The sequence below is a fragment of the Neobacillus drentensis genome, assembly GCF_036965645.1.
Lineage (GTDB): Bacteria > Bacillota > Bacilli > Bacillales > Cytobacillaceae > Neobacillus > Neobacillus drentensis_D.
On the sequence record NZ_JBALPZ010000080.1, the window covers coordinates 1 to 21,488 of the forward strand.

Annotated in this window: 22 protein-coding genes; 7 read left to right on the forward strand and 15 right to left on the reverse strand. The window is 38.9% G+C overall.

Annotated elements, in window-relative coordinates:
* On the forward strand, nt 1–215 hold a 215-nt coding region (locus V7266_RS15875), incomplete at its 5' end, for a DUF3311 domain-containing protein (RefSeq protein ID WP_335468945.1).
* On the forward strand, nt 215–1,705 hold the full coding sequence (locus V7266_RS15880; RefSeq protein WP_335468946.1) for a sodium:solute symporter family protein: 1,491 nt from the start codon (nt 215–217) through the stop codon (nt 1,703–1,705). The genes V7266_RS15875 and V7266_RS15880, both read left to right, overlap by 1 nt.
* 89 nt (nt 1,706–1,794) lie before the next feature.
* Here the strand turns inward: V7266_RS15880 and V7266_RS15885 are convergent, their stop codons facing one another.
* The 10 genes from V7266_RS15885 to tatC form a co-directional block, all read right to left on the reverse strand.
* The gene (locus V7266_RS15885; RefSeq protein ID WP_335468947.1) at nt 1,795–2,919 is read right to left on the reverse strand and encodes an NAD(P)/FAD-dependent oxidoreductase; all 1,125 of its coding nucleotides are present in this window, start codon (nt 2,917–2,919) and stop codon (nt 1,795–1,797) included.
* A gap of 235 nt (nt 2,920–3,154) precedes the next feature.
* Entirely contained in the window at nt 3,155–3,871 is a 717-nt protein-coding gene (gene queE / locus V7266_RS15890) for a 7-carboxy-7-deazaguanine synthase QueE (protein ID WP_335468948.1), read from the reverse strand.
* The gene (gene queD / locus V7266_RS15895; RefSeq protein ID WP_420491421.1) at nt 3,864–4,346 is read right to left on the reverse strand and encodes a 6-carboxytetrahydropterin synthase QueD; all 483 of its coding nucleotides are present in this window, start codon (nt 4,344–4,346) and stop codon (nt 3,864–3,866) included. Before queD ends, queE begins: the two co-directional genes overlap by 8 nt.
* A 3-nt stretch (nt 4,347–4,349) precedes the next feature.
* A complete protein-coding gene (queC, locus tag V7266_RS15900) occupies nt 4,350–5,012 on the reverse strand; it encodes a 7-cyano-7-deazaguanine synthase QueC (protein ID WP_335468950.1) in 663 nt (220 codons plus the stop codon).
* A gap of 148 nt (nt 5,013–5,160) precedes the next feature.
* Nucleotides 5,161–6,099: a carbohydrate kinase family protein gene (locus tag V7266_RS15905; protein ID WP_335468951.1), complete on the reverse strand. Its 939-nt coding sequence runs from the start codon at nt 6,097–6,099 to the stop codon at nt 5,161–5,163.
* 66 nt (nt 6,100–6,165) lie between these two features.
* Nucleotides 6,166–7,194 carry a LacI family DNA-binding transcriptional regulator gene (locus V7266_RS15910; RefSeq protein WP_335468952.1) on the reverse strand — a complete coding sequence of 343 codons (1,029 nt, stop codon included), beginning with the start codon at nt 7,192–7,194 and terminating at the stop codon, nt 6,166–6,168.
* A 122-nt stretch (nt 7,195–7,316) separates the two neighbouring features.
* A complete protein-coding gene (locus V7266_RS15915; protein WP_335468953.1) occupies nt 7,317–9,032 on the reverse strand; it encodes a GMC family oxidoreductase in 1,716 nt (571 codons plus the stop codon).
* Between the two features lie 23 nt (nt 9,033–9,055).
* On the reverse strand, nt 9,056–9,820 hold the full coding sequence (locus V7266_RS15920; RefSeq protein ID WP_335468954.1) for a gluconate 2-dehydrogenase subunit 3 family protein: 765 nt from the start codon (nt 9,818–9,820) through the stop codon (nt 9,056–9,058).
* Between the two features lie 97 nt (nt 9,821–9,917).
* On the reverse strand, nt 9,918–10,115 hold the full coding sequence (tatA, locus tag V7266_RS15925; RefSeq protein WP_335468955.1) for a twin-arginine translocase TatA/TatE family subunit: 198 nt from the start codon (nt 10,113–10,115) through the stop codon (nt 9,918–9,920).
* 105 nt (nt 10,116–10,220) lie between these two features.
* Nucleotides 10,221–10,958: a twin-arginine translocase subunit TatC gene (gene tatC, locus V7266_RS15930; RefSeq protein WP_335468956.1), complete on the reverse strand. Its 738-nt coding sequence runs from the start codon at nt 10,956–10,958 to the stop codon at nt 10,221–10,223.
* A 180-nt stretch (nt 10,959–11,138) separates the two neighbouring features.
* Between tatC and V7266_RS15935 the strand changes: the two genes are divergently transcribed.
* Both V7266_RS15935 and V7266_RS15940 read left to right on the forward strand, forming a co-directional pair.
* Nucleotides 11,139–11,399: a hypothetical protein gene (locus tag V7266_RS15935; protein WP_335468957.1), complete on the forward strand. Its 261-nt coding sequence runs from the start codon at nt 11,139–11,141 to the stop codon at nt 11,397–11,399.
* A 24-nt stretch (nt 11,400–11,423) separates the two neighbouring features.
* The gene (locus V7266_RS15940; RefSeq protein ID WP_335468958.1) at nt 11,424–11,777 is read left to right on the forward strand and encodes a c-type cytochrome; all 354 of its coding nucleotides are present in this window, start codon (nt 11,424–11,426) and stop codon (nt 11,775–11,777) included.
* A 97-nt stretch (nt 11,778–11,874) separates the two neighbouring features.
* Here the strand turns inward: V7266_RS15940 and V7266_RS15945 are convergent, their stop codons facing one another.
* The 5 genes from V7266_RS15945 to allC form a co-directional block, all read right to left on the reverse strand.
* Nucleotides 11,875–13,059 carry a MalY/PatB family protein gene (locus V7266_RS15945; protein WP_335468959.1) on the reverse strand — a complete coding sequence of 395 codons (1,185 nt, stop codon included), beginning with the start codon at nt 13,057–13,059 and terminating at the stop codon, nt 11,875–11,877.
* A gap of 187 nt (nt 13,060–13,246) precedes the next feature.
* Complete coding sequence (locus tag V7266_RS15950) at nt 13,247–14,044, reverse strand: hypothetical protein (protein WP_335468960.1); 798 nt, start codon at nt 14,042–14,044, stop codon at nt 13,247–13,249.
* Between the two features lie 120 nt (nt 14,045–14,164).
* Nucleotides 14,165–15,148, reverse strand: a complete 984-nt coding sequence (locus V7266_RS15955; RefSeq protein WP_335468961.1) for a spore coat protein — start codon at nt 15,146–15,148, stop codon at nt 14,165–14,167.
* Nucleotides 15,096–16,358 (reverse strand): pyridoxal-phosphate-dependent aminotransferase family protein, encoded by a 1,263-nt coding sequence (locus tag V7266_RS15960; RefSeq protein WP_335468962.1) that lies wholly within the window; start codon nt 16,356–16,358, stop codon nt 15,096–15,098. The genes V7266_RS15955 and V7266_RS15960 overlap by 53 nt, the downstream gene beginning before the upstream one ends.
* 14 nt (nt 16,359–16,372) lie before the next feature.
* A complete protein-coding gene (gene allC, locus V7266_RS15965) occupies nt 16,373–17,620 on the reverse strand; it encodes an allantoate deiminase (RefSeq protein ID WP_335468964.1) in 1,248 nt (415 codons plus the stop codon).
* A 196-nt stretch (nt 17,621–17,816) separates the two neighbouring features.
* Between allC and V7266_RS15970 the strand changes: the two genes are divergently transcribed.
* The 3 genes from V7266_RS15970 to uraD all read left to right on the forward strand — a co-directional run bounded on the left by V7266_RS15970 (nt 17,817) and on the right by uraD (nt 21,477).
* A complete protein-coding gene (locus V7266_RS15970; protein WP_335468965.1) occupies nt 17,817–19,430 on the forward strand; it encodes a PucR family transcriptional regulator in 1,614 nt (537 codons plus the stop codon).
* A gap of 193 nt (nt 19,431–19,623) precedes the next feature.
* Entirely contained in the window at nt 19,624–20,949 is a 1,326-nt protein-coding gene (locus tag V7266_RS15975) for a nucleobase:cation symporter-2 family protein (protein WP_335468967.1), read from the forward strand.
* An 18-nt stretch (nt 20,950–20,967) separates the two neighbouring features.
* Entirely contained in the window at nt 20,968–21,477 is a 510-nt protein-coding gene (uraD, locus tag V7266_RS15980) for a 2-oxo-4-hydroxy-4-carboxy-5-ureidoimidazoline decarboxylase (RefSeq protein ID WP_335468968.1), read from the forward strand.
* Nucleotides 21,478–21,488: the final 11 nt, after the last annotated feature.

Sequence of the window (21,488 nt, forward strand, 5' to 3'; positions counted from 1 at the left end):
GGGTTATAGAAATGGGCAAAAAGTCCATCATTGTTTTACTATCCATAGTACCGTTTATTTTAATGTTAGCAGCTATTCCATTTGTTAACCGAATCCATCCAATTATTTTTGGATTACCCTTCCTGGCGTTTTGGTTATTTTTTGGAATGCTGATTACACCATTATGTACTTATGCCATTTTTAAATTACAAAAATCAGAAAGAAGTGCTGAATAATGCAAGGAAATCTTACAGCTTTGTTGATCACAGGGATCATTGTTTTAGGAGTAGTCTTGATCGGCTTTTTATCTGGCAGAGATAAAACGAACAGGAGCTCTGTAGAAGAATGGTCTGTTGGCGGAAGACGGTTCGGGACCTTACTCGTCTGGTTTTTAGTTGGCGCAGACCTTTATACCGCTTATACCTTTTTAGGATTAACTAGTACAGCTTATACAGGTGGAAGTCTTGCTTTCTTCGCCATTCCTTATACGATTATCGCGTACTTTATTTCCTACTTTTTCCTTCCTAAACTCTGGAAGTTTTCAAAGAATCATAAAATCACAACTTTAGCCGATTATGCGAAGGTGCGATTTAATAGTAAGTTTTTATCCTTTTTAATCGCGGTAGTTGGTGTGTTAATGCTCATTCCTTACATAGACTTACAATTAGCAGGCATTCAAGATACATTGACAGTTGCGGGAACGGGATTTATTAACGTGAAAGTAGTCGTCATCGTTTCCTTCCTTTTAGTAGCCCTTTTTACCTTTTTCAGCGGGATAAAGGGACCAACCTATACAGCTGTTATTAAAGATATTCTAGTATGGGTAATCATGTTATTTCTTGTCGTCAATCTTCCTATTATCCATTTTGGAAGCTGGGGAGCAATGATTGATAAAGTAGCAACTGATTCACCACAGCTCTTGACCATCCCAACATCAGGTCCTAAAGGGATTCCATGGTTTTTAACAGCTTCGTTAATATCCGGATTGGCTTTATTTATGTGGGCCCATGCTGCAACAGGTGTATTTACGGCAAAAAGTGCGGATGCGCTTCGGAAAAATGCTATTTTCTTACCATTATATAATATCGTATTAATTCTACTTATTTTCCTGGGCTTTGTAGCCTTTCATGTACTGCCAGAAGGCACAAATCCAAGATTTGCTCTATTAAATTTGATCCAGGTTTCTTATGGAGGCGGCGTCCAAGGTCTCGCCTATGCAACAATTGCCCTTGCCTCACTGATTCCTTGTTCGATTATGGCAATTGGGGCTTCGAATCTGTTTGCCAATAACATCTACCGTGATTTAATTAATCCGACCGTCCAGCCGGCAAAACTGACGTTAATCACTCGTTGTATGGTGTTTGTAGTGATTGGTCTCGCATTAGTGTTTGGAATGGTGTTCCCTTCAGCACTGGTCTCGCTGCAATTACTAGGTGTATCTGGTATGGTACAGATCTTCCCGGCCATTGTGTTTAGCCTTTTTTGGAAAAACCAAACGAAAGAAGCGACCATTGCCGGTTTACTTATTGGTTTAGTGGTAACATTCACTGTTTATGCGACTGGTAAATCTTTCGGAATCTATGAGGGATTCTGGGGGTTGTTGGCCAATGTGGTTGTAACCGTTGTGCTTAATCCGTTCTTTGTATCTAAGGTCAAGAACCAAGCCAATCCAATTCTTGACCAGTTATTTGGTAAACAGAAAGGTGATTTGAAGAAAGGCGCTTAATAATCGAAAAAGACCTAAACTTTCTTGAAAGAAAGTTAGGTCTTTTTTTAGTTAAATTTTAATCAGCATGGGCATACACCAGCCACGAATTACTCTAGGTTCCCCATCGCACCCGCAACATCATAAAGACTAAAATCTATTTCAGTTGGCTTCCCTAGAACATACTTTGCTAACTCAGCACCGATGTACGGACCGCTCGTTAACCCCGAGGCGCCAAGTCCATTTGCAACATAGATTCCCTCAATCCCAGGCAATGCCCCTATCACAGGCAAAAATCCTGGCGTAAAAGGGCGAAACCCTACTCGTGTTTCAACATAAGTACCATCTGAAAGCCCTGGTGCCACTTCCAAAGCTTTATACAAAATCTCATGTATGCCGCCTGCGGTTACGCGGTTATCAAAGCCAGCCTCATTTTCATGGGTGGAACCCACGACGACCCGTCCATCCTCAAAAGTAAGGATATATTGATTTGTAACCGGCATGACCACTGGCCATAAGCCAGTATCTACATTAGGCACTTCTAGATGGATAATTTGTGCCTTCTGCGGCTTTACTAAAAACTCAACCCCTAAAGGCTTTAACAAGTCTTTAGACCAAGCCCCTCCGGTTACAATTACCTGATCGGCAGGTAAAAAAGTTCCCTCTAGGTTAACACCAAGGATCCGATTTCCATTAGATACAATCGAAGCGTTCCCTCTTATAAATGTAGTTCCATGTTTTTGTGCAGCATTCATCAAGGCGTCACGGATCGCCCTGCCATCAACACGCGCACCCCCGCTTACATATACGGACCCATATTCTTCGGATAATAGTGGGAACATCTTCTTTGTTTCAGAAGGACTCAAAATAGTAATTTCACCGATCTCGGGGGCTTCCTCGCGCCGTTTTCTTGCTCGCTCTGCCATTTGTTTAAGCTTTTCTGGATCAGTATGAAGACTAATTGCACCAACACGCTTATAACCTGTTTTTGTTTCTCCTTCCGCTTCCAATTGAGCAATTAACTCGGGATAATAGCGGGCTCCACCTTTTGCCAGCTGATACCAAGCTTTATTTCTCCGCTGTGAGAGCCAAGGACAAACAATTCCTGCTGCCGCATCTGTGGCTTGACCTGGATCATGCCGGTCTATTAAAACCAATTCCGCTCCATACTTGGCAAGATGATAAGCTGCTGATGCTCCCAAAATTCCCGCACCTATTACGATAATTTTTTTCATAAGTCACCTTTTATATATTTTTTCAATATGTATTTTCAAATCTAATAGTAACAAAATAGTTAATTGTAGGAAACATTGCGGTTTATCTGTTAGCGAATATTAAAATCTTCCACGGTAAAACCTATCCCTGTCCTATGAATATAGCCTCAGATGAAGAGAAACTAGAAAAAAGCAAAATAAAAACGAGGCTGACCCATCACTCTTACGCTAAATAGCTGTGTGGGTCGGACCTCGGTTAAACGCCTCTTTTATTTCCCCATAAAAACGTATGCAGCTGCGGCAGAACTTTAACATCATTAAGGTCTGAGTCAAGCATCACCTTATCAATTAGGCGTTCATATTGATTTAATAGGTGCAATAGCAGCTCCTTATTGTCTGCGGTTGTAATATCATTATTCCCAACCTGGACAAAGAAAGGAACGGCAGGGTAGCGGAGGTGAATTTTTTTTGCATACTCATAATCTTGATCATCAAAAACGACGACTTTTAAGCTCACATTACTTTCGTTCAGGTTATCAAGAATCATATCCAATACTTCGAAATCCGTTACCATGTTGGAGCTTGGCGGTTTCGGAGAAATCGTTAATTCATCAATTTTATAAAACCAATCCTGCCACTTACTCCCTTGTGTTTCTAAACCAATTTTAATTTGATGATCTTTCAAAATATCGATCAATGTATCGAGATTTTTTAAAAGAGCAGGATTACCCCCTGAAATAGTGACAAAAGAGAAATTGTCACCGCCAATTCGTTTTAGTTCGTTCCAGATCTCTCCTGCGTCCATCATCTGGATATCCTCTTTCCCCGAACCATCCCAGGTAAAAGCAGAATCACACCAGCTGCAGGAATAATCGCATCCTGCGGTTCTAACAAACATTGTTTTTTGACCGATGACCATCCCTTCACCTTGAATGGTAGGCCCGAACACTTCCAAAACGGGAATTTTACTCATTTTCCATCCACTCCCGTCTTGCTTCGGCATAGCTTGTTGGTGTCTCAAATAAACGGACAAACTCAACCCTTGCCCCTGCATATTTTTCTTGTCTTTCCGGTTGCTTTAACGCTTCAGCCATTTTCTCGTATATCCATACCACCATGTTTTCAGCTGTTGTATTCATCGGCGGTAAGGTTTCATTCAGATAACGGTGATCAAGGTAGATTTCAATCTCATTTTTCCAGATTTCTTTAATATCGCCGAAATCCATCATCAGGCCTCGTTCATCTACAAAACCGCTTAAGCCAAAAATGACCTTATAGGTATGGCCATGGAGATTTTTGCATTTTCCTTCATAGCAATGCAAATGGTGTGCAGCATCAAAGGTAAATTCTTTGCTGACTAGTACTCTTTTTTGATGGTACTTTAATTGACTAGGTTGAATATCCTCATTAATTTTTTGCAGCTTATCGACAATGCGGAAACCATACATCATTTATAACGCCTCTCTTGTTGAAAGATACTTTTCAAGGCCTTTTTTCCTTAATTGACAAGACGGGCATTCACCACAGCCATCGGCAATGATACCATTGTAACAAGTTAAAGTCTTTTCTCTTACAAAATCTAAGGCGTCCAGTTCATCGGCCAATTGCCATGTCTCTGCTTTATCCAGCCACATTAACGGAGTATGAATGACAAATTCCTTATCCATCGACAGATTTAAGGTTACATTTAACGATTTAATAAAGATATCACGACAATCTGGATAACCACTGAAGTCCGTTTCGCATACACCAGTTACAAGGTGTTTAGCTCCAACCTGGCTCGCTAGAACTCCTGCAAATGAGATGAATAAAAGATTCCGTCCAGGAACGAAAGTTGATGGAAGCTCGCCATCCTCGCCTTCTTTCACCTCGATGTCATTCCGGGTCAAAGCGTTTGGAGCCAATTGGTTTAATAAAGACATATCTAAAATATGGTGTCTGACACCAAGTTCATTCGCTATATTTTTGGCACATTCAATTTCTAATGAATGCCTTTGGTTATAATCAAATGTGACGACTTCTACTTCTTTAAATTGTTTTAATGCCCAAAATAAACAAGTGGTGCTGTCTTGACCGCCACTAAATACGACTACTGCTTTTTCATCCTTTAACATACTAAGGAAATCTCCTTTCAAAATAGAAAAAACAGCACCCCAAGATAGAAGTGCTGCTTCCTCTTAGTTTTTTTAACGAGGGGGACTAGAACCTCTACTATAAAATTTCAATACTAGAATAATATCATAAAGAACGGAAAAAGGGTACCTACAGATATTGTTTTTTTAATTCACAAAAATCAAAATTGGCTGTTAAAGAACCGACCTGGGTTGTTGCAGCCGCCCCAACTTGATTGGCAAACTGAAGGTACTTGATTATTTGAGATGAATCGGACGGCTTCCCTTTTTCATGAAAGCAATAGATAAGTGCCGACATAAAAGCATCACCTGCGCCATTCGTATCGACGGCTTTAACTCTCGGGGCTGGGGAGGAAACCTTGTTTCCATTCATGACAGCGCAAGCACCTTTTGCCCCCATAGTGACGAATAAAAAAGGAATCCTCCATGCGGACATTTTTTCTATTCCAGCTTCTGCCGAGTCAGTTTGGGTCAAAAAAGATAATTCATCCTCTGCGATTTTAACTATATCTGCTTTTTTAAGAAAAGAAATTACCGTTTGACGGCATTGTTCTTCACTTTCCCAACGTTTTAAGCGAATATTCGTATCAAACGCGATCAAATTACCGCTTTCCTTTGCATATATTAATGAAGTTTCTGTTGCCTTTTTCGCTTTTTCGTTGAAAAGAGTTCCTGAACCAAAATAAAAAACCTTCGCATGTTCAAAAACTTCTTTCTTAATATCCTTGGTCTCTAATACTTCATCTGGTGTTTCGTTAATGTAGGAGTGAAAATAACGGTCGCCGCTTTCATTTGTATGAACATAAACGCCGCAAATTTTTTTACTTGCATTTTGAACAGAGAAATCAGTATTAATGTCCTCTTTCGTTAATTCTTGCATGACAAATGTGCTGATTTCATCTTTACCCATTTTACATAAATAATACGCAGGAATTCCAAGCCTGCTCGTACCTACTGCTACGTTAACAGTAGCCCCTCCCAACAGCGGCTGGAATTTCGTATTGGTGGAATCGACTGATACATAGTCGACAAAGGCTTCGCCTAGTGAAATGACTCCTTGTTTTTTCAAAATAGTCCTCCTTATATAATGTAATGTATCACCTGTTGTTTTGGACTGATTATGTAATTTTTAATTCTATTCGCTAATTACAAAAGTTGAATCTCGAATGACTAATTCTGGATGTAAGATAATTCGTTCTTTGGGACGGTCAATATCTAAAATTCTTTTATGTAAAAGGGTGGCAGCCTTCGACCCAATTTGATTGGAAAATGACGATACAGTCGTTAAGGGTGGATTGGTAATACTTGCTTCAGGAATATCATCAAAACCAACAACCGCAATATCCTTCCCTGGTACAATACCTAATTCTCTTACCCCTTCCATAACCCCAAGTGCAACTAAATCATTAAAACAAAAAATGGCCGTAGGCTGTGAGCCTAGTCTGAACAACTCCTTAACACCTAATGCCCCGCCATCTCTTGTAGGGGCTGTACTAATCAGCTTCGAAGGGTCCACTTCTAAACCGGCTGCTTGAAACGCTTGTTTTAATCCTTCTACTCTTTGCTGCCAGGCAGTGGATTCTCTACGGCCGCCAACAAAGGCAATTCGTTGATGTCCGTTATTAATTAAGTGATTTACAGCCATTTGAGCCCCGATTAAATAATCAATCCCGACGTAATCACACTCGACATCCGCAATTTCCCTTACAGCATGGACAATTGGGATCTCTAGTTTAGTTATTTTTTTAATCGGTTCGTTTGAACTTCCTGAAACAGGACATAAAATTATCCCATCTACCCGGTGTTCTAGCATGGTGGACAGAAGTCGCACCTGCTTTTCCTCTGAATCAAAGGTTGTCCCTAATAGAACGGTGAACCCTTCAGTCTCTAACGTCGTACTTACTCCTTTTAATAAATCAGAAAAAAATGTATTTCCTATATCAGTAAAAATGACACCTACTGTAGACGAACGTTTAGAACGTAGATTTGCTGCAATACGGTCGTAAACATACCCAAGTTCATCCATTGATGCTAACACTTTCTTTCGTGTCTTATCAGAAACATTAGGACTATTCCTGACAATAAGAGAAGCGGTTGCACGAGACACACCTGCATGTGCTGCAACATCTTTTAATGTAACTCTTGAACCTTTTTTTCGATTCATACTACCACCCTAAATATGACTTACTAGAATTTGAATTTACTTATTTCCTTCATTATAAATCATTATTTCTTAACAAAAAAATTACCTGCCCCAAATCTGGGACAGGTAATTAATTTTAAGGATTAGGAAAAAATTCCGCCTTGTTTCATATATTTTAAAATTCCCTCAGCTGCACGATAGGAAAGGGCACCTAATGTACCTGTTGGATTGAAATTACTATTGTGAGGAAAGGCAGAAGAACCAGCCACAAATACATTTTCCGCATCCCACATTTGTAAATACGTGTTAACGGCAGACGTTTCAGGATTAGCCCCCATGATGACTCCTCCTGTGTTATGCGTATTTGTATCTTTATTTACGTTAAATGGAGCTTGTTCCTCTGTTGTTTCCATGATATCAGCGCCAAATTCTTTTGCGATTTTTTTCGTAATCTTTGCCATGTATTTGACCAATTCACGATCTTGTTCCGTGTAATCATAAGTCATCCGTAATAATGGCATACCGTACGCATCCTTATAGGTAGGATCTAGATCTAGATAATTATCTTTGTGCGGCATGCTGGCTGCTTGTACCTTTACAGGGAAGGTGCTGTTTGCATATTTAATCGATTGTTTCTTAAATTCTGCCCCCCATGAAGGAGTTCCTTTTGGAACAGTATTATTCGCAATTGGACGGTTTCCATATTGAGTGACACGTACACAGCCTCCATGAATGAATTTTTCATTTGTATGGTCAATTTGATCCCCTGTGAAATCAGGAATCTCCATCCCAAGTGCACCGGCACCACCATACAAGTTAAATTCTTTATCATCGAAGAATAAGGTGGTGGCTCCTCCTGTCACTTGATAGCAATAGTTCTTCCCAATTACGCCTTTTCCTGTTTCTGGATTATACGGCTTACCAAGACCTGAGTTCAATAATAGTCTCACATTATTAAAAACATAACTTGCTACCACCACGATCTCAGCTGGCTGCTCAAACTCTTCACCTGTTATCGTATTTACATAAAGTACACCAGTTGCTTTTTTGCCATCATTTAAGATTTTAATAACATTTGAATGTGTTCTTAAATCAAGGTTTCCAGTCTGTTTTGCCACAGGGATAACGGTTACGGCTGGATCTGCCTTCGCACCGTATTCACAACCAAAGTTTTCACAGTAGGCACAATACTGGCAGGCACCACGCTGGATGCCATCTGGATTTTTATATGATTCTGATAGATTGGAAGAAGGAATGACATATGGGCTGTACCCTAATTTTTTTGTTACCTTTTCAAATTCCTTCATGATAGGAGTCTTAACCATGGGACCCGTAGGATATGGATTTGTCCGTTTACCATATTTCTCAACAGTCTCACCGGAGATGCCTGCCATCTTTTCGAATTTATCGTAATAGGGTTCGATTTCGTCGTATGTAATACCCCAATCTTGGATAAGATACTCAGGCTTCACTTTATTAGGACCATATTTTTTTTCGGTTAAGGTCTTAATTTCGAAATCATAAGGTAAAAAACGATAGGTTTGACCATTCCAGTGACTGCCGGCGCCGCCCACTCCGTCTCCAACAATAAAGGTGCCGTAACTGCGCATAGGAAGGGCCGTCATGCTTTTATTATTTCGAGATGTTATTGTTTCTTTTGATAAGTCCTGCATCAACTCTGTCCGACTCTGATAGCGGAGTTCATCATGTCCCATTAAGTAATCGCTTGTGGTACGATCTTTTCCTCGTTCAATTCCAACAACTTTTACGCCAGCTTTTGTTAATTCCGAGGCGATTATTCCGCCTGCCCACCCCATACCAACGATTACTACTGGTACTTTAGGAAGTTTTGTTGCCATTTGATCGTCAATCCTTTCTATCATCAATGACCCATATGGTCATGTAAACTGTGTGGAGTCATTTCTACGAATTTATCACTTTGTATTTCTTTGGTATAACCCATCTGAGCGCCGGGATATTTCCGCATTTTCCAGCCCTGCATATCTTTGTTTCCACCGTACATTGGATCGGCATAAGCACCCTCAATGGTTAAGGTGCGGAGCATTTTGAAAAAAGCGGTAGTCGATACACCGGAAAGTTTACCAGCTTTTCCACTTTCAAAATCCATCAAAACCTCGTCTTGTTCTTTAGCTTCTAATTCAGAGAATTTCTTTTTAAATTTTTTGTTGCTGTATTCATCTAATCCTTTCAAGCCTAATAGAAATAAATCCTTACGGAGAATACGTAACTGCCCCCCTTGTTTTTCATCAGGCGCTTTAAAAGGTCCCATCATGTAGTCTTTCGCATTAACTCCCCACGGACTAGCCAGTTGATGATCGATATAAATGGCAACATTCAAATCCTTTGCTCCCGGGCCGATTTCGTCCTTCGGAAAAATACGTTCAGCAGCAGCTGCTGTAATCTGATATTGATTTTGATTAAAAAACATTAGTGCCTCATTGGGATTAGCAGCCATCTCTTGTACTGGTGCTGAAGCTGGCTCTGTCTTGGAGGAAGTTTTCGTACCAAAAAGGCTTCCTACAGCTCCCCCTACAATCAAACCGCCAACGGTTAATCCTGAATTTCTTATAAAGGTCCGTCTCGTTTTGTCTTGAACCCCGTTTAATTTTTTCTCGTCATTTGACATAGAAAACCCCCCATTTCATAGGTAAAGTGAGAAAATTTTGTTTTACTTCTGAGTGTTAGACCGATCTAGTAGATCGATCTAATTTATAAACAAAAAATTAATTTTGCTCCTCTTTTTTACTATCCACTTCAAAAGGTTCTTTTACATCGTCAACCATCTCTCTAGTAGACTTCTTGAACTCACGAAGTGTATCCCCAACAGCTTTTCCAAGCTGAGGTAATTTAGATGGCCCGAATAAAATTAAAGCCAATACTAAAATGATAATAAGTCCTGGAACACCGATTGAACTTAACAAAACAATTCCTCCTTTAAAAAATCTGTTCGCTAATGGTTGAAAGCTCCAACTCTGAACATGTCACAAAAAATAGATCGATCTAAATTTTAATCATTCACATTCCTTTTATCCTCTGTTCTTCTTATAGATCCAGTTTGAACATAGAATACTAACCTCATAGAGAATCAGTAATGGAACGCTAAAGATAAAATCAGAGATAAAATCCGGAGGCGTAATCGTAATCGCCACTAGCACCAGCACAAAGTAGGCTGCTTTTCTTATCTTTCTTAAAAACTGTGGATTAACCAAGCCAATTTTAGTTAGAAACACTATGATAATCGGTAACTCAAACATGAGACTGACAGGTAAAATAATGCCAAACATCATTTTAAAATACTGATTGATTCCATAAGTTTCCGTAGCGCCAATGGATTGGTTAATGGAGGATAAGAACTGAATCATCATCGGGAATAACACAAAATAGCTAAACGATACTCCCAAAATAAATAAGAAAAACGTGATCGGGATGAAAACCAACACACCCTTTTTTTCCTCCTCGGTTAATCCGGGCTTTACAAACAACCAAGTTTGATACATGGAGACGGGCAAGGATATTAATAAGGCCACAACAAGCGCACATTTAAAATAAATAGCAATTCCATCTGCAAATCCGAACACATTCCATTCAATTCTAACGGCCGATGGCTGTGATTTAATAAATTGTAAAATGGTCGGAGAGGCAATAAATCCTGCTATTAAGGAAAGAGTTAAAATGACTAGTACGATAATGAGGCGCTTCCTTAATTCGGTTAGATGTGCAACAAGGAGCTGTTCTTGATCCTGTTGAATATTGGCCTGTTCCATAAAAAATTGCTGAACACCCCTTTTTTAATAGATTGAAAACTAGTATAATTTGTTTCGTTACCCTAAAAACAATTACTAGTATACGATAATAATTTAAAAAAAGACAATTTTTTTGTCACAAATTGTTCAAAATTACTCATTTTAAAAATCAAATAACTTTTTTGATTAGGAGAAAAAGTCATGACCACTCATATAAAAACAGAATTATCTTTGTTAAGTGAACTCGTATTATCTTTACTGTTAACAGCGAGCTTAGGCATCTACTGCGTAAAAACTTTCGATGCATTTCCTTGGCTGGCCTTTATCGGTATTCCAGTTGGTCTAGCCCTGATTGTCGCATGTTGGGAAGAGAAGAAAAACCAATGGACTTTATTAATTGTTGGTTTATTAATCAACACTTTTGTTTGGTCGATTGTTTTTAACTGGCATTCTTTTTTCTAAAAACTAAATAATTAGGAGATACAAATGAAAAAAACGTATATGATAACTGGATTAAATATTATTCTTGCAGTATGCCTAGTATTTCTTTTATTCGTTTATGAAGGTCCGAAACAGTCGCAGCCTGTTTCTGCAAAAGGAAGCGAAACGGCTTCGGCTTCAGATGGAAATGCAGCGGATATTGTAGGCAAAAACTGTATTACATGCCATGGTGATCAATTACAAGGCGGCGCCGGCCCTGCTTTAACTAAAATAGGTTCAAAATATGACCAAAGTGAAATAGAAAATATTATTAAAAACGGTAAAAATGGAATGCCTGCAGGCGTTATTTCTGGTGACGATGTGAACATTGTCGCTAAATGGTTATCTGAAAAGAAGTAACAGTTATACTTAAAATGGAAAAAGCAATGCCCTCCCCCTATAACTAGGGGAAAAGGCATTGCTTTTTGTTTTATAAACGGACTATTTTTCTGGCAGCTTAATCTTCAAATTCTCTGGCAATTCTTTCAAAAGCTTCTTGGATGATCGGACGCGGGGAGGGAAGACAAATTCTTTGATAGTGCAGTCCTTCTTCGCCAAACATTTTTCCGTCTTCAAGAATAACATTTGCTTTATTATAAATGCGGTTATGTACCTCTTCAGGTGGTAAGCCGTACCCGCTAAAGTCCATCCACATAATATAAGTTCCCTCAGGGATTCTCACCTTTACTTTTGGCATCCTTTCAGCTAAGAACTGGACCGCCCATTCCATTGTACCGTCGATATAATCTTTTAATTGCTCAAGCCATTCTTCACCATCATGATAGACGGATATCAGGGCAGATACGGTGAACGGTGAAGGTAAATGGTTGCCCATTACACTTGTAAATGTTCTTCGATGCTTAGGATTTGAGATAATCACATTTGTGCAGTGAAGACCTGCAAGATTGAACGTTTTGTTGATGGCGGTAAATGAAATAATATGATCGGCATTCTCTGCTACTTTCGCGATGGGTATAAAGGTTTGATTCTGACGGATTAAATCTCCATGGATTTCATCTGCAACAATCAGGACATCATTCGCAGCACAAATATCCGATAGTTTTTGTAGTTCTTCTTTGTTAAAGATCCTTCCAGTGGGGTTATGAGGGTTACATAGGATGAACATTTTCGTGTTTTCATCTTTTGCTTTCTCCTCAAAATCTATAAAATCTATATGATAATAACCATCTTCATCACTTTTTAGGGCATTATTTAAGAGTTCTCGGCCGTTGGCCTTAATCGCCGCCGTAAACGGAGGATACACAGGCCGTTGAATAATGATCCCTTCTCCTGGGTTTGTAAATGCTCTGACTGCAATGTTTAAGGCGTGAACAGTACCAGGGCTATATATTATTTCTTCCTTCTTGATGTCCCAATCATGTCTCTTTTTAAACCAATGTTGGATGGCTTCAAAATATTCATCCGGAAAAATGGAGTACCCGAAAATCCGATGATCAACTGTCTTATGTAAGGCATCTATTAAGGGTTGAGGTACAGGTAAATCCATGTCTGCAGTAAACAATGGGATCGTTTCTTCGTCATACCTGTCCGTAAGCCCCATCTTTTTAATCATGTCACCTCCATCCCATTTGATGGAATAAGTACCTCTCCGATTAACAATTTCATCAAAATTATATTTCATAAATATCACCCTTCGTCGTCGAATAGATGTTTAAACCTAAGTAAACAGTCATTTCATATAATTTACATCTTACTCAAATGGTAACCTATAGCAGAGAAATTTTCCATTAATTCTCTCACCTTTGAAATAAATACTGCCAGAAGGTTTCTAACATCCTGGCAGTACTATTGGTGACAGGCACCGAAAGTTAGAAATTGAGCTTGGAAATGACATAGAGTTCTGCTTGGAGTTTGTCTAGAATTTGTGTGTAGGGGGTGTGCATGAAGAGTGGAAAGAGGTCTTCAAGTGCTTCTTCGTAGGCTTGCCCCATGAGTTCTCGCAATTTCACGTATCTTTCATAAAGCATAGCTTTTTCGAAATCAATCCCTAATTCATAGAGGCCATTAAATAAATCTTCTTTTGGGATCTTCTTGATCTTTCTATAGACCTTTTCATTATTATCAATTAACTTCTCATTTAAGTAATGGGTTACATAATCGGTATAAATCATTTGTCCGATATCATTTGTATCCTGTTTGGAATAATTAAATCCGATTACATGGTTGTCCTTATTTTCCTGAAGGATAAAGGTTTTATTTCCACGTAAATGAGTAATAAAACTTTTTACGTTTTTATCAAATATTTTATCAAATTGGATAATTTGCTGAAGCTTGTAAGCGAATTCATTATGCTCCTCCCCAACAACAAACAAACGGTCAACGATCGGTAACAGCTTTAATACCCCTTCTGATAACTGACTTGAAGCATCATAAATGGTGATGTCGTGGGCTTTTTTCATTTGTTTCACTTTCCGCTTTTGTTCGGCAACCGACAACCTAGAAAATTCATGAATTAGTTCATTGGACGTGTTTTCTCGCTCTAAGGAGCCATAGGAAATAAATGCAACAGATAAAGTAGTGTTTGCTTTTAACCAATGATAAATGGAAACAGACAATTCGGTAACCCCTGATTTTGCCTTTGGCGAATAAAAACCAACTAAATACATCTCTCTCACCTGCCTTAATTAATCATATTCGCTGGCGGAGAAATGGAATGGGACAAAGCTCCATGATTAAAAATATTGCTCGAACAAAAGTGGACATGGTTATCCATGTCCACTCATCTCTTAATGATTGAAATGCTGAGTGCCTTGCTGCATATTGGCTTGATTTCTCATCATTTGAACATACATAGGGTTTTGTACAGGCTGCTGCTGTTGCTGCTGTTGTTGGATGTTCCCATTGGCCGCCATACCACTAAGTGATGACATGGGTTGACCCATTGGCATTGTATTTTGACCTGACCTTGAAACATGTGATGGCTGGGTCATTTGAGTACCACTCATCGGATTAAACATCATCCCTTGGTCTACGCCCTGAGATGGAATAGGATTTACAACGTATTGAGCTTTTAATGATTCATTGACTGGCTGAAAAGTGTGTAAATAAGTTTTCGCCGTATGATCTCTCATCGTTGGAATCTGGTATTGCCCCTGCTGATTCATAAATAAAAATATTTCATACGCTTGATTTACACAATTAACAGCACCATTTAAAAGCACTTGACGAAGATTTGGGTCGGCAATTTCCAAAGTAGCTTTTACTCCATTCGCAGCGCCATTTTTATGACAGATGAGTAAGGCGCTGGCGATTTCATAATCATTGAAGGTTGTTGTTGACTCAGGAGCTAACATACTTGGATTATCTAGTCCATATTTAATTTGATTCGGTTTAACAGAACCAATATTCGTATTAGGAGACATAGGAGCGAAATTTTGGTAATCATGTGTATAAGAAACAATCGCATCATACGATTTAATCTCTTCCTGTAAATGTCGGTGAATCATTTCTTTTAACTGAGAGTTTTTCGCTTGTTGGGCATACAAATTAAAATGATTAATCATATTTATTTTTTCAGTTAAGATTTCATGGACTTCCATTGCTTCATGTGCACCGAATGGCATGGATAACACTCCCTTTTGTTTTTCAGTAACAAAAGTATTATCTTCATGAAGCTTCTGTTGTATGTGTACCCTCGCCCTATCCCAAATGGTAAATTTAGGATGTTTTTTCAACCGCCATGGCTGCTGAACGAGGTACTTTATATACATCCAGAGCCGCCTGCAATGCTTCCCCGCGAAAAACATCCACACCATGACGGATCAAAACCGCTTCTAAAGCCCCTAATACAGCAAGGATATTTTCTTTACGGCAGCTATAGCCCATCGTCCCAATCCGCCAGATTTTCCCGTGTAAAGGTCCGAATGAGGAGGCAATTTCAATACTAAATTCATCAAGCAGCATTTTTCGAACAGATTCACCATCAACCCCATTTGGAATTTCAACACAAGTAACACATGTAAGCTTATGGCTTGAATCACCAAAAAGTCTTAACCCCATCGCTTCGAGTCCAGCCATTAAAGCTTTTTCATGCAGCATATGACGATCAAATCGAGGCTTGAGCCCTTCTGTTAACACAAGCCGCAAGCCTTCATGAAGAGCATAAATCATCGAAGTTGCTTCGGTGTGATGATTGAGTCTTCTAGGACCCCAATAATCTTGGAGCATACTTAAATCAAAATAATTGCTGCTAATCGCATGTTTACTGCGGGTAAAACGCAAATCTTCTTCCGTAGCAATCCCGCGTTCAACTTTTTTACGAGCAAACAAAATGGTTTCAATCCGGTCATTATATGTGATGGGTGCCATCCCTGAAGGAACGGATAGGCACTTTTGTGTACCGCCAATTAAACCGTCAATGTGCCATTCGTCGGTTTTGACCTCCACTCCACCAATAGAGGCAACCGCATCGACCACGAACAAAATATCACGTTCTCGGCAAGTCTTACCGATTTTTTCAAGAGGCTGCATTCTCCCCGTTGAGGTTTCACCATGAACAATGGCAACTATTTTTGGATTAACTTTCTTGATTTCGGCAATCACTTCTTGTGGATCAAAAACCTCTCCCCAAGGACATTCCAACGTATGCACCTCGGCACCGTATCGCTCACAAATTTCTACTAATAAATGTCCAAACCTGCCATAAATGGGGACAAGCACCTTATCACCCGGTTCAATGATACTGCATAAAATCGCTTCATTTCCAGAACGGGATGTCCCGTCAATCGGAAAAGCCCAACGATTTTTTGTTTGAAAAACTTGTCGCAGCATCTCCATTACTTCATTCATAATACTTGTAAAAGCAGGATCAAATTGCCCTAAAATAGGAGTACTCATTGCACGTAATACACGCGGATCTACTTCGACCGGTCCAGGGGTCATAATTGTCCGTTTGGGTGTATGTAACTCCGAAAATACCATTCTTCCATCTCCCTTTAATAAGCTAATTTATACAAAACCTCGGTTAATAAATCAATGCCGATTTCTAAATCCTCCCCGTGGGTAAATTCATCGGGAGAATGACTAATTCCATTCCGGCTTGGGACAAATAATAAACTAGTAGGGCATGCTTTACCGAATACTTGGGCATCATGTCCAGCACCACTAATGATTTCTTGATAACGCATGTTTTTTCCTTCGGCAGCTTCACGAGCCAAATTTCTCATTTGTATATCCATCATAACAGGTTTTACATCCATCCACTGTGAAATTGAAACTTCCATCTTTAAGCTTTCCAAGGTTCGCTTAAATTCAGCAAAGATTTCATGACAGTATTGATCAATAATCCTCTCCTCATGGTGTCGAATATCTAAACTAAATTCCACCTCGCCGGCTATTACATTCGGCACATTTGGTTTAACTGTCAGTTTACCAACGGTCGCTACTAAACTCGGATCCAATTCTTTTGTTTTTTCCGTTAAAAATGAAATCAAGTAACAGGCAGTACTGACTGCATCTTTTCTGAAATACATCGGAGTTGTTCCTGCGTGGTTGCTTTCTCCTTTTATATGAATCGTGTATCGACGTTGTCCAACAATATGACTCACGAGACCAATTTGATTCTGATTTTTTTCCATAACCATCCCCTGTTCAATATGAATTTCCACAAATCGTTCAATATCTTTCCGTGCGGGAGAGGTGTACTTACCAGGGTCAAAACCAGCATGCATCATGGCTTCTAAAAATGAAATCCCATTTGCATCTTGCACGTTTTTCACATGATCAAGATTGTAAACACCAGTAATATTTCTAGAACCCCAAAAGGTTAAAGGAAAACGACTACCTTCCTCCTCACATAAGGAAACCACTTCAATCGTTTTCTTTGGATAACCATATTGATTATATAACCTAATCACAGCAATCAAACTCGCAATAATTCCATAGGCACCATCATATTTTCCACCTTCAACTACCGTATCAATATGTGATCCCGTCAGAATCGTTTTCCCCTTAGAATCTGTTCCTTGTAATCTTCCGAATAAATTTCCAACACTATCAAAATAAGTAGTCAAATTCATTTCTTCCATAAATTTATTTAATGCGTGCTGGGCATCCTGCCAGGCAGGTGAATACAAAAGTCTAGTGACTCCACCATTCTCCTCTTGTCCGAATGAAGCAAGCCATTCAATCATTGCTCCAACTTGACCTTTATCCATTAACTGTTTATTTACTTGAATGGCCATTTACTCCACTCCTCGATATGTCATATTTAATCACACAAAACGTTATAGATATAGTTTACATTCAGAATAGCTAGACATCATTAGCAAATAAGTAAAAATTTTCACATTTTTTTATGCAATTTGACCAAAATCTGTTACAATATACAAATAATTAACATCAAATGTTATATTTCCTTACATTAGAGAGGTGTTTCAAATGAAAATACATGAACTTTTAACCATTTCACAATTAACAGGAATGCAACTGATTGCAGGCGAATCCGGAAAAGAGCGGAAAGTCGAATCAGTCAATATGATGGATGCGCCTGATATTATTCAATTTTTAAATCAAAATGAATTTCTTGTCACAACTGCCTACCACTTTAAAGATCATCCACATACCCTTACAGAACTAGTCACAGCTATGGCTGAACAAGGGTGTGCTGGTCTCGGAATCAAAACAAAACGATTTTTACATGCAGTTCCAGAAGAAGTCATCAGGTTGGCAAACCAGTTATCCTTACCAATCATTGAACTGCCATTAGAATTATCACTGGGGCAAATTGCGAATCTAACATTCCAAACCATCCTAGATAAACGAGCAGCTGAATTAAAACTAGTGTTAGAAACACATAAACAATTTACAACCATTATCATGCAAGGAAAAGGGATTCAATCATTACTTCAAGATTTAGCCAAGATAATAAATCGTCCCGTTCAATTAATAGACCAGCATTATAAACCAATTTCACAGAATGCCTCCAACCTTGATTTCCACCAACTGTTAGATGGGATAACACTGCATATTACTAAATCGTTTCCTATTTCATTTTCAATCCTATCCTTAAAACAGGATTGCACTCTCTTCCCTGTCCATATTAGCGATAAAAAATATGGTTTTCTCATTATTTTTGGAGAGATTGTAAATACCGACCAATTAACCTTATTAACTATTGAACAAGCAACTAATGTTATTTCTTTTTCACTTATGAAGGAAAATGCTCTCAAGCAGCACGATCGGAGTATTCGTAATGATTTCTTCCTTCACTTTTTGGATGGTACTTTTTCATCACAAGAAGAAATCATCGGCAGAGCAGCAGAATTTTCCTTAGAATATCAACAAATGTATGTATGCGCGGTTGGAAAACTTGATGGAGAACTTTATCACCCTACTTACACCCAACAACACGAAGATGTGGATGAGTTATTTGATTTTATTGAAAGTGAGCTAACAGAAAAAACGCTAAATAGCCACTTTTTCAAGAAAAACGACACATGCATTTTATTGTTTGATATCCAAGATAATATCTATAACCCTTCGACCTATGTAGAATCAATCCTGCTTAAACTCCAAAAAAGCATATCTCTATTCTTCGGAAAGACAATTTCTTTCGGAATAAGTACTTTATGTCAGAACTTCTTACAAACAAAAGACGCTTATAAGGAAGCGGTTGACGCTCTTTCACAAGGCAAACTCTCCAAGAAACAGGCGTACATTCAAATGTATCATACAAAAGACATCATGGAGTTAATGCGTCAAATCCCATTAACGGAATTAAAGAATTTTTATTCATTTGTACTTAACGGTTTTAACCACATGAAGTTGGAGGAGGAACAATCCTTACTTGAAACACTCTCAGTCTATTTAGAAACCCACTGTCAAATCTCTGAAACAGCCAAACGTTTATTTGTACATCGCAACACCGTGGTTTATCGGATTGAGAAATGCGAAGAAATTCTCGGTAAAAGCTTAAAGGATTCAGAAACCACTCTACAAATCAGACTCGCCCTAAGGATTAAAACCTTAATAGAAAACGAACATTCCCAATAATGTTCAGCACAAAATAGGACCTAAAACAATTTTTTCTTCTTTTTGTTCGAAGTGAATAGAGGAAATCCGAATTTTTAGTCATTTTAAACAATGACAGCTTAGGACTAATTGATTAAGATGTAACTAATCATAACGCATCATGTTACATTTTATAACATTAGTGATTGCACTATATTAAAGGGAGGATTTTCTCATGAAACACGAAATCGGAAAGCCAAAAATTATCTCATTAGGGTTACAGCATGTGCTCGCCATGTATGCAGGTGCCATTCTCGTACCTCTTATCGTGGGTGGAGCACTAAAATTCACCCCACACCAGCAAGCGTTTCTCATTGCCATCGACTTGCTTACTTGCGGGATCGCTACATTACTTCAATCCATCAACAATAAATATATCGGTATTGGCCTTCCGGTTGTATTAGGAACTTCATTTGTTGCTGTATCGCCAATGATTACGATCGGTTCCAATTATGGGATCACTGCCATCTATGGATCCATCATTGCAGCTGGAATATTCGTTATTCTATTTGCCAATGTTTATGGAAAACTATTAAAACTTTTCCCTCCGGTTGTAACGGGTACCGTTGTGATCATTATCGGTTTGTCACTTATACCTACAGGGATTAAGAACATGGGCGGCGGCGCATCCAGCCCTGACTTTGGTTCTGCTGAAAACCTCATACTTTCCTTTGGTGTCCTATTCTTCATTTTATTGATGAATCGCTTCTTTACTGGTTTCATGCGGGCCATTTCCGTTTTACTGGGTATCATTGCCGGGACCATTGCAGCTGCCTTGATGGGAAAGGTGAACCTGCAAACAGTCGCTGATGCTTCATGGTTCCGCATCCCAACTCCTTTCTATTTCGGTGTTCCTACGTTCGAGCTGGTGCCAATTTTGACTATGATTATTGTCGGCACCGTAATTCTAGTAGAATCGACTGGAGCCTTCCTTGCTTTAGGAAAAATCACTGGCAAAGAACTGTCAGAAAAGGACATCATCCGCGGCTATCGCACAGAAGGGATTGCTTTTACACTAGGCGGTTTATTTAATGCTTTCCCCTATAGTACTTTTGCTCAGAATGTCGGTCTTGTTCAGCTGTCAGGTATTAAAAAGAGAAGTGTTACGATCGCGGCAGGGATCATTTTAATATGCTTAGGACTTGTACCTAAGATTGCAGCGTTAGCAACGATCATTCCTACAGCTGTACTTGGCGGAGCAACCGTTATTATGTTTGGTATGGTTGTGTCCTCCGGGATAAAAATGCTAAGCAATGTAGACTTTTCTGACAATAACAATCTATTAATTATTGCTTGTTCCATTTCATTAGGTCTTGGTTCCACTGTTGTACCTGAATTGTTTAAAGTCCTTCCAGAAACTATTCGAATTCTAGTTGGCGATGGAATTATCACCGGCAGCATTTGTGCTATTCTTTTAAACCTTTTGCTGTCTAAGCGTACGCAGAGTTCCTTAAAGGTTGTTCCAGATTCACCATTAACCACTAATCCTAGGAGCTTGTAACGAAAGGAAATAAATCTTATGTACACAATCACGGAAATAAACAATACAACCCGCCAGCAATTCTTAGGAATTGCTGGTGGCATTTTTGAACATTCACCATGGATCGCTGAAAAAGCGGCAGAATTAAAACCCTTTTCGTCCCTTAATCATTTACATCAGGAAATGGTGAAGATTGTTGAGAACTCTTCCTTTGAACAGAAAGTGGCCCTGATCAAGGCTCACCCAAACTTAGGAGAACGAGCGTCTATGACGATTGATTCCACCCAGGAACAAAAAGGAGCTGGATTGCAAAATCTCTCACAGGAAGAATACACCCAATTAATCTTTCTAAATCAACAATACATGGAGAAATTTAGTTTCCCGTTTATTTTAGCAGTCAGAGGAAAAAACAAGCAGCAAATTTTCGATGCCATGGAAGAAAGAATCCATCATTCTAATGAAATTGAATTTGAAACGGCCCTTTCAGAAATTTTTAAAATTGCTTTACTGCGTTTACAAGAGAAGATTACAAATATTCCTGTTAAGTAATGAACGAATTT

What these genes read in the sequence shown, in the direction of transcription:
- V7266_RS15880 (WP_335468946.1), top strand. Translation starts at nt 215, where the DNA reads ATGCAAGGAAATCTTACAGCTTTGTTGATCACAGGGATCATTGTTTTA.
- V7266_RS15885 (WP_335468947.1), bottom strand. Translation starts at nt 2,919, where the DNA reads ATGAAAAAAATTATCGTAATAGGTGCGGGAATTTTGGGAGCATCAGCA.
- queE (WP_335468948.1), bottom strand. Translation starts at nt 3,871, where the DNA reads ATGAGTAAAATTCCCGTTTTGGAAGTGTTCGGGCCTACCATTCAAGGT.
- queD (WP_420491421.1), bottom strand. Translation starts at nt 4,346, where the DNA reads ATGTATGGTTTCCGCATTGTCGATAAGCTGCAAAAAATTAATGAGGAT.
- queC (WP_335468950.1), bottom strand. Translation starts at nt 5,012, where the DNA reads ATGTTAAAGGATGAAAAAGCAGTAGTCGTATTTAGTGGCGGTCAAGAC.
- V7266_RS15910 (WP_335468952.1), bottom strand. Translation starts at nt 7,194, where the DNA reads ATGAATCGAAAAAAAGGTTCAAGAGTTACATTAAAAGATGTTGCAGCA.
- V7266_RS15915 (WP_335468953.1), bottom strand. Translation starts at nt 9,032, where the DNA reads ATGGCAACAAAACTTCCTAAAGTACCAGTAGTAATCGTTGGTATGGGG.
- V7266_RS15920 (WP_335468954.1), bottom strand. Translation starts at nt 9,820, where the DNA reads ATGTCAAATGACGAGAAAAAATTAAACGGGGTTCAAGACAAAACGAGA.
- tatC (WP_335468956.1), bottom strand. Translation starts at nt 10,958, where the DNA reads ATGGAACAGGCCAATATTCAACAGGATCAAGAACAGCTCCTTGTTGCA.
- V7266_RS15935 (WP_335468957.1), top strand. Translation starts at nt 11,139, where the DNA reads ATGACCACTCATATAAAAACAGAATTATCTTTGTTAAGTGAACTCGTA.
- V7266_RS15940 (WP_335468958.1), top strand. Translation starts at nt 11,424, where the DNA reads ATGAAAAAAACGTATATGATAACTGGATTAAATATTATTCTTGCAGTA.
- V7266_RS15945 (WP_335468959.1), bottom strand. Translation starts at nt 13,059, where the DNA reads ATGAAATATAATTTTGATGAAATTGTTAATCGGAGAGGTACTTATTCC.
- V7266_RS15950 (WP_335468960.1), bottom strand. Translation starts at nt 14,044, where the DNA reads ATGTATTTAGTTGGTTTTTATTCGCCAAAGGCAAAATCAGGGGTTACC.
- V7266_RS15955 (WP_335468961.1), bottom strand. Translation starts at nt 15,148, where the DNA reads ATGTATATAAAGTACCTCGTTCAGCAGCCATGGCGGTTGAAAAAACAT.
- V7266_RS15960 (WP_335468962.1), bottom strand. Translation starts at nt 16,358, where the DNA reads ATGGTATTTTCGGAGTTACATACACCCAAACGGACAATTATGACCCCT.
- allC (WP_335468964.1), bottom strand. Translation starts at nt 17,620, where the DNA reads ATGGCCATTCAAGTAAATAAACAGTTAATGGATAAAGGTCAAGTTGGA.
- V7266_RS15970 (WP_335468965.1), top strand. Translation starts at nt 17,817, where the DNA reads ATGAAAATACATGAACTTTTAACCATTTCACAATTAACAGGAATGCAA.
- V7266_RS15975 (WP_335468967.1), top strand. Translation starts at nt 19,624, where the DNA reads ATGAAACACGAAATCGGAAAGCCAAAAATTATCTCATTAGGGTTACAG.
- uraD (WP_335468968.1), top strand. Translation starts at nt 20,968, where the DNA reads ATGTACACAATCACGGAAATAAACAATACAACCCGCCAGCAATTCTTA.